The organism is Raoultella sp. (genome assembly GCF_039594335.1).
Classification (GTDB): domain Bacteria; phylum Pseudomonadota; class Gammaproteobacteria; order Enterobacterales; family Enterobacteriaceae; genus Klebsiella.
On record NZ_JBCNNS010000030.1, the window covers coordinates 33786 to 42402 of the forward strand.

6 protein-coding genes are annotated in these 8617 nt (G+C 53.4%); 1 reads left to right on the forward strand and 5 read right to left on the reverse strand.

Annotated elements, in window-relative coordinates; genetic code table 11:
• Positions 1-37: 37 nt before the first annotated feature.
• The 4 genes from acnA to topA all read right to left on the reverse strand — a co-directional run bounded on the left by acnA (position 38) and on the right by topA (position 7420).
• The gene (acnA, locus tag ACZAHD_RS07700) at positions 38-2710 is read right to left on the reverse strand and encodes an aconitate hydratase AcnA (RefSeq protein ID WP_462456244.1); all 2673 of its coding nucleotides are present in this window, start codon (positions 2708-2710) and stop codon (positions 38-40) included.
• 400 nt (positions 2711-3110) lie between these two features.
• On the reverse strand, positions 3111-3278 hold the full coding sequence (locus tag ACZAHD_RS07705; RefSeq protein WP_100683926.1) for a YmiA family putative membrane protein: 168 nt from the start codon (positions 3276-3278) through the stop codon (positions 3111-3113).
• 244 nt (positions 3279-3522) lie between these two features.
• Positions 3523-4497, reverse strand: coding sequence for an HTH-type transcriptional regulator CysB (gene cysB, locus ACZAHD_RS07710; protein ID WP_462456245.1), 975 nt, complete (start codon positions 4495-4497; stop codon positions 3523-3525).
• Between the two features lie 325 nt (positions 4498-4822).
• Positions 4823-7420 carry a type I DNA topoisomerase gene (gene topA, locus ACZAHD_RS07715; protein WP_462456246.1) on the reverse strand — a complete coding sequence of 866 codons (2598 nt, stop codon included), beginning with the start codon at positions 7418-7420 and terminating at the stop codon, positions 4823-4825.
• A 413-nt stretch (positions 7421-7833) separates the two neighbouring features.
• On the opposite strand from topA, the gene ACZAHD_RS07720 reads away from it, so the two are divergent.
• Entirely contained in the window at positions 7834-8085 is a 252-nt protein-coding gene (locus ACZAHD_RS07720; protein WP_462456247.1) for a YciN family protein, read from the forward strand.
• Positions 8086-8164: 79 nt separating this feature from the next.
• Here ACZAHD_RS07720 and ACZAHD_RS07725 read toward each other — a convergent pair.
• Positions 8165-8617 (reverse strand): S49 family peptidase (locus tag ACZAHD_RS07725; protein WP_462456248.1); only part of this gene is annotated, 453 nt, incomplete at its 5' end.

Sequence of the window (8617 nt, forward strand, 5' to 3'; positions counted from 1 at the left end):
AGAAAAAAATGAAGGGCCAGCGTGTGCTGGCCCTTTTTTACAGCATGTTGCGGATCACATAATGCAGAATGCCGTCATTCTGATAGTAGGTCAGTTCGGTAGCGGTATCGATGCGACAACGGCAGTGGAGCAGCTCTTGTGTGCCGTCCGCCCGCGTCAGCGTCACCGGCACCGTCGCACCAGGCTGCAAGGCCTGCAGGTTACTGATATCTATCCGCTCCTCCCCGTTCAACCCCAGCGTTTTACGCGTGACGCCCTGCGGGAACTCCAGCGGCAGGATCCCCATTCCGATCAGGTTGGAACGGTGAATGCGTTCGAATGATTCAGCAATCACCACCCGCACGCCAAGCAGCCGAGGGCCTTTTGCCGCCCAGTCGCGGCTGGAGCCCGAACCGTACTCTTTTCCGGCAATCACTGCCAGCGGGATCCCCTCATTTTTATAGCGCATCGCCGCGTCATAAATCGCTATCGGTTCGCTGCCCGGCAAGTGTCGGGTCATCCCCCCTTCCACACCCGGCACCATTTCGTTGCGAATACGGATGTTGGCAAAGGTACCGCGCATCATCACTTCATGGTTGCCGCGGCGGGAACCGTAGGAGTTGAAGTCGGCGCGCGCGACACCGTATTCTTGTAAATAGCGTCCGGCCGGGCTGTCCGGCTTGATACTCCCGGCCGGAGAGATGTGGTCCGTGGTGACCGAGTCGCCGAGCATCGCCAGAATACGCGCGCCGTGAATGTCTTCCACCGGCTCAGGCAGAACCCCCATCTCGTCAAAGAAAGGCGACAGACGGATATAGGTTGAATCCTCCTGCCAGTCGTAGGTATCAGAGCGATCGACGGCGATGGCTTTCCATTCCGGCGTTCCTTCAAACACCTCCGCGTACTCTTTGTGGAACATATCGGTCGTGACCAGCTCAACCGCCTCGGCGATCTCAAGGCCGCTCGGCCAGATATCCTTCAGAAACACCGGCTGACCATTTTTGCCGATACCAAGCGGATCGCGGGTCAGATTGAGGTTCATGTTTCCGGCCAGGGCGTAGGCCACGACCAGCGGCGGTGATGCCAGCCAGTTGGTTTTCACCAGCGGATGGATACGCCCTTCGAAGTTGCGGTTACCGGACAACACCGCGCCGACGGTTAAATCCCCTTTTTTGATCGCCTGTTCAATCGGTTCCGGCAGCGGCCCGGAGTTACCGATACAGGTGGTACACCCATAGCCGACCAGGTTGAAACCCAACTCGTCGAGATACGGCGTCAGCCCGGCATGGGCCAGATAATCTGACACCACTTTCGAACCTGGCGCCAGAGAGGCTTTTACCCACGGTTGTGGCTTAAGACCCAGCTCAACCGCTTTTTTGGCCAGCAGGCCAGCGGCCATGAGCACGCTGGGGTTAGAGGTGTTGGTACAGGAAGTGATCGCGGCAATCGCCACCGCACCGTCGGGGAGCGAATAGCGATGCCCGTTCAGCGTATAGTCGACCGGCTGGCGCTGTTTTTGCGTCTGATTGACCTCTAGCTCGCTGCTGGCAGCAAAAGCTTTCGGTACCTCGCCCAGCGCTACGCGATCCTGCGGCCGTTTTGGCCCCGCCAGGCTGGCTTCTACCGTGCCCATATCCAACGCCAGCGTGCTGGTGAAGATCGGCTCATCGCCCGTCTGACGCCACATTCCCTGCGCTTTGGTGTAGGCTTCCACCAAAGCCACCTGTTCATCGCTACGGCCGCTCAGACGCATATAGCTCAGGGTCACCGCATCAATCGGGAAGAAGCCGCAGGTCGCACCGTATTCGGGTGACATATTGGCAATGGTCGCGCGGTCGGCCAGCGGCAGCGAATCCAGACCATCGCCGTAAAACTCAACAAACTTACCCACCACACCGTGCTGACGTAGCATCTGGGTAACGGTAAGCACGAGGTCGGTGGCGGTGATCCCCTCGCGCAGTTTACCGCTCAGTTTAAAACCCACCACATCCGGGATCAGCATCGAGACCGGCTGGCCGAGCATCGCGGCTTCCGCTTCAATGCCCCCGACGCCCCAGCCCAGCACACCCAGTCCGTTGATCATCGTGGTATGCGAATCGGTACCGACCAGCGTATCGGGCCAGGCAAGCCATTCGCCGTTTTGCTCTTCACTCCAGACCGCTTTGCCAAGGTACTCGAGGTTAACCTGATGGCAAATACCGGTGCCCGGCGGCACGACGCTGAAGCGGCTGAACGCCTGCTGTCCCCAGCGCAGGAAAACGTAGCGCTCGTGGTTGCGTTCCATCTCAAGACGGACGTTTTCCTCGAACGCATCGTCATTGCCGAAACGGTCGACGGTGACCGAGTGGTCGATAACCAGGTCAACCGGTGACAGCGGGTTGACCTTCGCCGTATCGCCTCCCAGGCGTTTGACCGCTTCACGCATTGCCGCGAGATCCACCACCGCGGGTACGCCGGTAAAATCCTGCATCAGAACGCGCGCAGGACGATAGGCGATTTCCCGGTCAGCATGGGCATGTTCAAGCCAGCCTGCCAGCGCATGAATATCTTCGGCGGTGACCGAGTCACCGTCCTGCCAGCGCAGCAGATTTTCCAGCAGGACTTTAAGCGATTTGGGCAAACGGGTCAGATCGCCCAGTTCTTTAGCGGCCAGCGGTAAGCTGTAGTAGTGGTAGGTTTTATCTTTGACCTGTAGCGTATCCTTACTGGCTGCTCGTAGGGTTGACGACATAGCTCCTCCTTTATCACAGGGATGGCATGCCCTGATCCTCCTCAGGGTTAATATTAAAGATAACACATACCAGGCATAACACTTTGATAACAACCCGAATTGCTAAAATCGGCGGAAACGAACTAAAAACCGATAAGGACAGAAAACCTGAATAACAACAGCGGAAAATGTTGAATACAATTGATGAAACGAGTGTAACAGGGCAGGTTGATTAATACGCAGGAACGAAAAAGAACTAATCGCCGGTTTATTGACGATTAGTTCAACAAGATGAGTATGGGATTAAAAACCATTGTGGCGAAATATATCCCCCTTGGTGCCATTAGTTTATTAGATTAAACAATACCTCATATTTTGACTGTCATAAAACTGACATATATTCAGACTCAGGAAAACACGTTCAGCTAATGATCCAAACGTTACAAATCACCAATGCAACAATACTCCAGAACATCGCAAGCCCAAGGATAACAGCGCTCCAGGCCCGACTTCTCAACACAGGATCGATCTCCGTTTTATCACTTTCCTGTGACATCGCAAACTTCATATAATCGATATCACTTATCATTTCATCACCACCAATCGCTAAAATTATCAGGTACGATTAAATATTAATTATGGGATTAAGATTAATCCAGCTACTTTTCTTAGAAAGGGACACCTTTAATCATTAATTTGATCGCGGCAGGTATATTTGAAAATGTGGTACGAGGAGTTAACGAAAATTGTGATTTACACGAGGTTTAGAGGCCCAATTATAGGCCATAATAGTTTCTGGCATCCCCGCAAGGATGCCATTATAACTTACAGGGTTATTTTTCCGGTAGTTTAATATCTTTAAACATTGCCTCAATATCTTCATTCGAGCGCAAAGCCACCGCGGTATCCACCACATCTCGCGTCAAATGCGGCGCAAAACGTTGAATAAAATCATACATATAGCTACGAAGGAAGGTACTGCGACGGAAACCTATCTTCGTGGTGCTGTGGCTGAAAATATCGTTAGCATCAAGCTTAACCAGGTCAGGATCGGAAACGGGATCCACCGCCATGCTGGCAATCACCCCGACCCCAAGGCCAAGACGGACGTAGGTTTTGATAACGTCAGCATCGGTGGCGGTGAAAACGATGCGCGGCGTCAGCCCGGCGCGGTTAAAGGCGGTATCCAGCTCAGAGCGGCCGGTAAACCCAAAGGTGTAGGTGACCAGCGGATACTGGGCCAGCTCTTCAATCGTCACCGACCCGCGGGAGGCCAGCGGATGTTCAGGCGTCACCACAATCGAACGATTCCAGTGATAGCACGGCAGCATGACCAGATCATCATAGAGGTGCAATGCTTCGGTCGCGATCGCGAAATCAGCATTCCCTTTTGACACCGCTTCCGCAATTTGCGTCGGCGATCCCTGATGCATATGCAAGGAGACGCGCGGGTAGCGCTCAATAAAACCTTTTATCACTCCGGGTAACGCATAGCGGGCCTGGGTATGGGTGGTAGCCACATACAGCGAGCCTTTGTCGGGCCAGGTATGTTCGCCGGCGACCGATTTAATCGCATCAACCTTCGACAGGACTTCGCGGGCGATACGGATGATCTCCTGACCTGCCGGCGTCACCTGAGTTAAATGTTTGCCGCTACGGGCGAAAATCTGAATACCGAGCTCATCTTCCAGCATGCGTACCTGCTTGCTGATACCGGGCTGTGAGGTATACAGACCCTCGGCAGTCGAGGAGACATTCAGATTATGGTTAACAACCTCAACGATGTAGCGGAGTTGCTGTAGTTTCATGGCTGATATCCGTTAACGCGTAAAATGAATTCGTTCATACATTTACGTTCAGGCCACCTGCCGGCAAGCGACACGTTTGCCGTCCCTGCGATTCGCCGTGATGGCACCACAAAGCATCCTGAACACGATGATGTATAAGACGATTTAATAATAAAAAAGAGATTAGCTATAACCACTATATCATTTATATCTACAGTGTATAGATACTAACGAAAAATAATAAGCAGGTTATAAGGCCGGCGTGCGGCATACGGGAAGGGTGAATAAGGCAGGAAAATCAGTGAGAAAAAGGGCCGCATCGCGGCCCTCCAGGGAGAGTGCTGGCTTACTTGCTGGCTTCAGTCCATTTACCGTCAATATAGAAGGCTGACCAGCCGGTCGCTTTGCCCTCTTTTTCTGACGCCACGTACTGTTGCTTGCTTTTACGGCTAAAACGCACCAGCGTTTTGTTACCGTCGGGATCCTGCTGCGGCGCGTCGGCCAGATAACGCAGTTTCTCCGGCAGACGATCGCGGAAGCGATGCAGCTCTTCCACCAGCGGCGCACGAGTTTCACGCGATTTCGGGAAGGTGTTTGCCGCAAGGAAAACCCCTGCCGCACCATCACGCAGGACGAACCAGGCGTCCGACTTCTCACACGGCAGCTCCGGTAACGGAACCGGATCTTCCTTCGGTGGAGCGACTTCGCCGTTACGCAGAATTTTGCGCGTATTCTTACATTCGTCGTTAGTGCAAGCCATGTACTTACCAAAACGGCCCATTTTCAGGTGCATTTCAGAACCGCATTTTTCGCACTCAACGATCGGGCCGTCATAACCCTTGATGCGGAACTCACCCTCTTCAATCTCATAGCCATCGCAGGTCGGGTTGTTACCACATACGTGCAGCTTGCGTTTAGGATCGATCAGGTAGCTGTCCATCGCCGTGCCGCACTTCTGGCAGCGACGCTTGGCACGCAGCGCGTTGGTTTCGGCATCGTCGCCTTCCAGCACGTTGAGCACTTCGTTTTCCGGCACCAGGTTGATGGTGGTCTTGCAACGTTCTTTCGGCGGCAGTGCATAACCGGAACAACCGAGGAACACCCCGGTGCTGGCCGTGCGAATTCCCATCTTACGACCGCAGGTCGGACAGTCGATGCTGGTCAGCACCATCGGGTTCGGCTGCATGCCGCCCTCTTGCGGATCCTTCTCCGCCGTTTCCAGCTGAGTCGTGAAGTCACCGAAGAAGTGATTCAGTACCTGATGCCATTCGGCCTGATGATTCGCCACCTGATCGAGGCGATCTTCCATTTGCGCGGTAAAATCGTAGTTCATCAGATCGCGGAAGTTCTCTTCCAGACGATCGGTGACAATCTCACCCATTTTCTCGGCGTAAAAGCGGCGGTTTTCCACCCGCACATAGCCACGATCCTGGATAGTAGAAATGATCGACGCATAGGTAGACGGACGACCGATCCCGCGTTTTTCCAGCTCTTTGACCAGCGACGCTTCGCTAAAGCGCGCAGGCGGTTTGGTAAAGTGCTGTGCCGGGGTCAGTTCGACCAGGCTCAGGCTCTCGCCTTGATTGACGACCGGTAACGTCCGATCTTCATCGCCCTTACGCAGCGCCGGCATCACTTTTGTCCAGCCGTCAAAACGCAGGGTACGACCGCGCGCTTTGAGTTTAAACTCGCCGGCTTTCACGGTCAGCGTGGTTGAATCGTACTGCGCCGGCGTCATCTGACAGGCGACAAACTGGCGCCAGATCAGCTGATACAGTTTCAGCGCGTCTGCTTCCATCCCTTTAAGGTCTTCCGCCATCACGTTGACGTCAGAAGGACGAATCGCTTCGTGCGCTTCCTGTGAGTTTTCTTTGCTGGCGTACTGGTTCGCGTTCTCCGGCAGATATTTTTTGCCGAAGTTATCGCCGATATAACCACGAACCATGCTCAGCGCATCCTGACTCAGGTTCGTTGAATCGGTACGCATATAGGTGATGTAGCCGGCTTCATAGAGGCGCTGCGCCATCATCATGGTTTTCTTCACCCCGAAGCCCAGGCGGGTGCTGGCTGCCTGCTGCAAGGTCGAGGTAATAAACGGCGCGCCGGGCTTGCTGCTGGTCGGTTTATCTTCGCGCTCCAGCACGCTGTAACTGGCTTTCTCCAGCAGCGCAACGGCAGCCATGGTTTCATCGCGGTTAACCGGACGGAACGGCTTGTCGTGCTTATGCGTCACCTGCAGCGGCAGAACATCGCCACCCGGAGTGGTGGTGCTGGCGTCGATTTCCCAGAATTCTTCCGGCACGAACACTTTAATTTCGCGCTCACGCTCCACGACCAGACGTACGGCAACCGACTGGACGCGGCCAGCGGACAGACCGCGGGCAATTTTTTTCCACAGCAGCGGAGAAACCATATAGCCCACGACGCGGTCCATAAAACGGCGCGCCTGCTGGGCATTAACACGATCGATATTCAGCTCGCCCGGCTTCTCAAAAGCCTGACGGATCGCATTTTTAGTGATTTCGTTGAACACCACGCGGCTATAGCGTTTTTCATCTCCACCGATCACCTCCCGCAGGTGCCATGCAATGGCTTCCCCTTCGCGGTCAAGGTCGGTTGCGAGATAGATGTGGTCGGCTTTTTCCGCCAACTGTTTGAGTTCTGAAACTACCTTTTCTTTACCCGGAAGTACTTCATACTGAGCATCCCAGTCATGCCACGGGTCAACGCCCATACGATTGACCAGAGCGCTACGTTCATCCTTTTTAGGCTTTTTAGCCCCTTTGGTGGAGGTAGAGTCGGCGCTCTTTTTGGAAGCTGAGCCACTGGTCGGCAAATCGCGGATATGACCTACGCTGGATTTCACCACGTAGTCATTACCCAGATACTTATTGATCGTTTTGGCTTTTGCCGGGGACTCAACGATAACGAGAGCTTTACCCATATTCACCTTTACCTAATTTGATTCATCCAGGAATACATCGCACATTTTGATTCACCATCCGCTGACGACGTAAGTCAAATGTTGCGACGCCGTCGATGGATATCAACCCTTTGCACGTCCAGTTCCACATCCATAAAACCAGATAGCTGAGTTTACTGACTTTTGCTCGTCAGGTGACATAGCACGAAGAATTTTTGGCCGAATGTCAAGCAAATCTGTTGCCAGATCGCCGAAAGCGTCACACTGTACCTGATAAAATTCGTTACGCAACTTTATTAGCATGCAAAAGCAAATCCTGCCAGTAAAGTCATGTTTCTTAGAGCTTTGCCATTAACCCTGTACTCTGAATGGAAAATTTGCCCCATCTCGCCGCGCGGCGTAAACTACCGGGCGAAGAATCACAGGAGTCACTTATGCAAGGTACAACCCAACCTATCGATCGCCAGTCGCTGCTTGAAATAGCCAATAAACTCATTCGTGAACATGAAGATACGCTAGCCGGGATCGCAGCGACCGACGTCGTTCAGCGTAACGGTGTTCTGGTCTTCAGCGGAGAGTTTTATCTTGATGAGCAAGGCTTACCAACGGCGAAAAGCACGGCGGTATTCAATATGTTCAAATACCTCGCGCATGCGCTGTCAGAGAAATACCATCTGGCCGATTAAGCCCTCTTATATTTATTGCGCGGGCATAAAACGCCAACGCGAGACAGTTGCCTCGCGTTGCTTTGTTCACATTCGCTGATTACATCAGCGGCTTTTCCCCTCGCTGCCACCAGCGTAGCAGCAGACGGTCGGCGCTTTCGGCCGCACTGCTGGTAAAACGGTCGAGCATTTTTTTGCGCTGCTGGTAACGAACGCCTATCACATCGTGATTATCGATCAGCCCCAGAAGCAGTTCGTCACTGGTTTCCACGACGTCCACCAGCCCTTTCTCCAACGCCTGAACACCATACCAGTGTTCACCGGTTGCGACGGTCTCTATATCCAGCGACGGCCGCATTTTATGGACAAAATCTTTGAACAACTGATGGGTCTCATTCAGATCTTCGCGGAACTTACGCCGACCTTCGTCAGTATTCTCACCCAGCATTGTTAAGGTACGTTTGTACTGCCCGGCGGTATGCAGTTCAATATCGATATCTTTGTTCTTCAGGAAGCGATGCAGGTTAGGGATCTGCGCAACCACACCGATAGA

What these genes read in the sequence shown, in the direction of transcription:
- ACZAHD_RS07720 (WP_462456247.1), top strand. Translation starts at nt 7,834, where the DNA reads ATGCAAGGTACAACCCAACCTATCGATCGCCAGTCGCTGCTTGAAATA.
- cysB (WP_462456245.1), bottom strand. Translation starts at nt 4,497, where the DNA reads ATGAAACTACAGCAACTCCGCTACATCGTTGAGGTTGTTAACCATAAT.
- topA (WP_462456246.1), bottom strand. Translation starts at nt 7,420, where the DNA reads ATGGGTAAAGCTCTCGTTATCGTTGAGTCCCCGGCAAAAGCCAAAACG.
- ACZAHD_RS07705 (WP_100683926.1), bottom strand. Translation starts at nt 3,278, where the DNA reads ATGATAAGTGATATCGATTATATGAAGTTTGCGATGTCACAGGAAAGT.
- acnA (WP_462456244.1), bottom strand. Translation starts at nt 2,710, where the DNA reads ATGTCGTCAACCCTACGAGCAGCCAGTAAGGATACGCTACAGGTCAAA.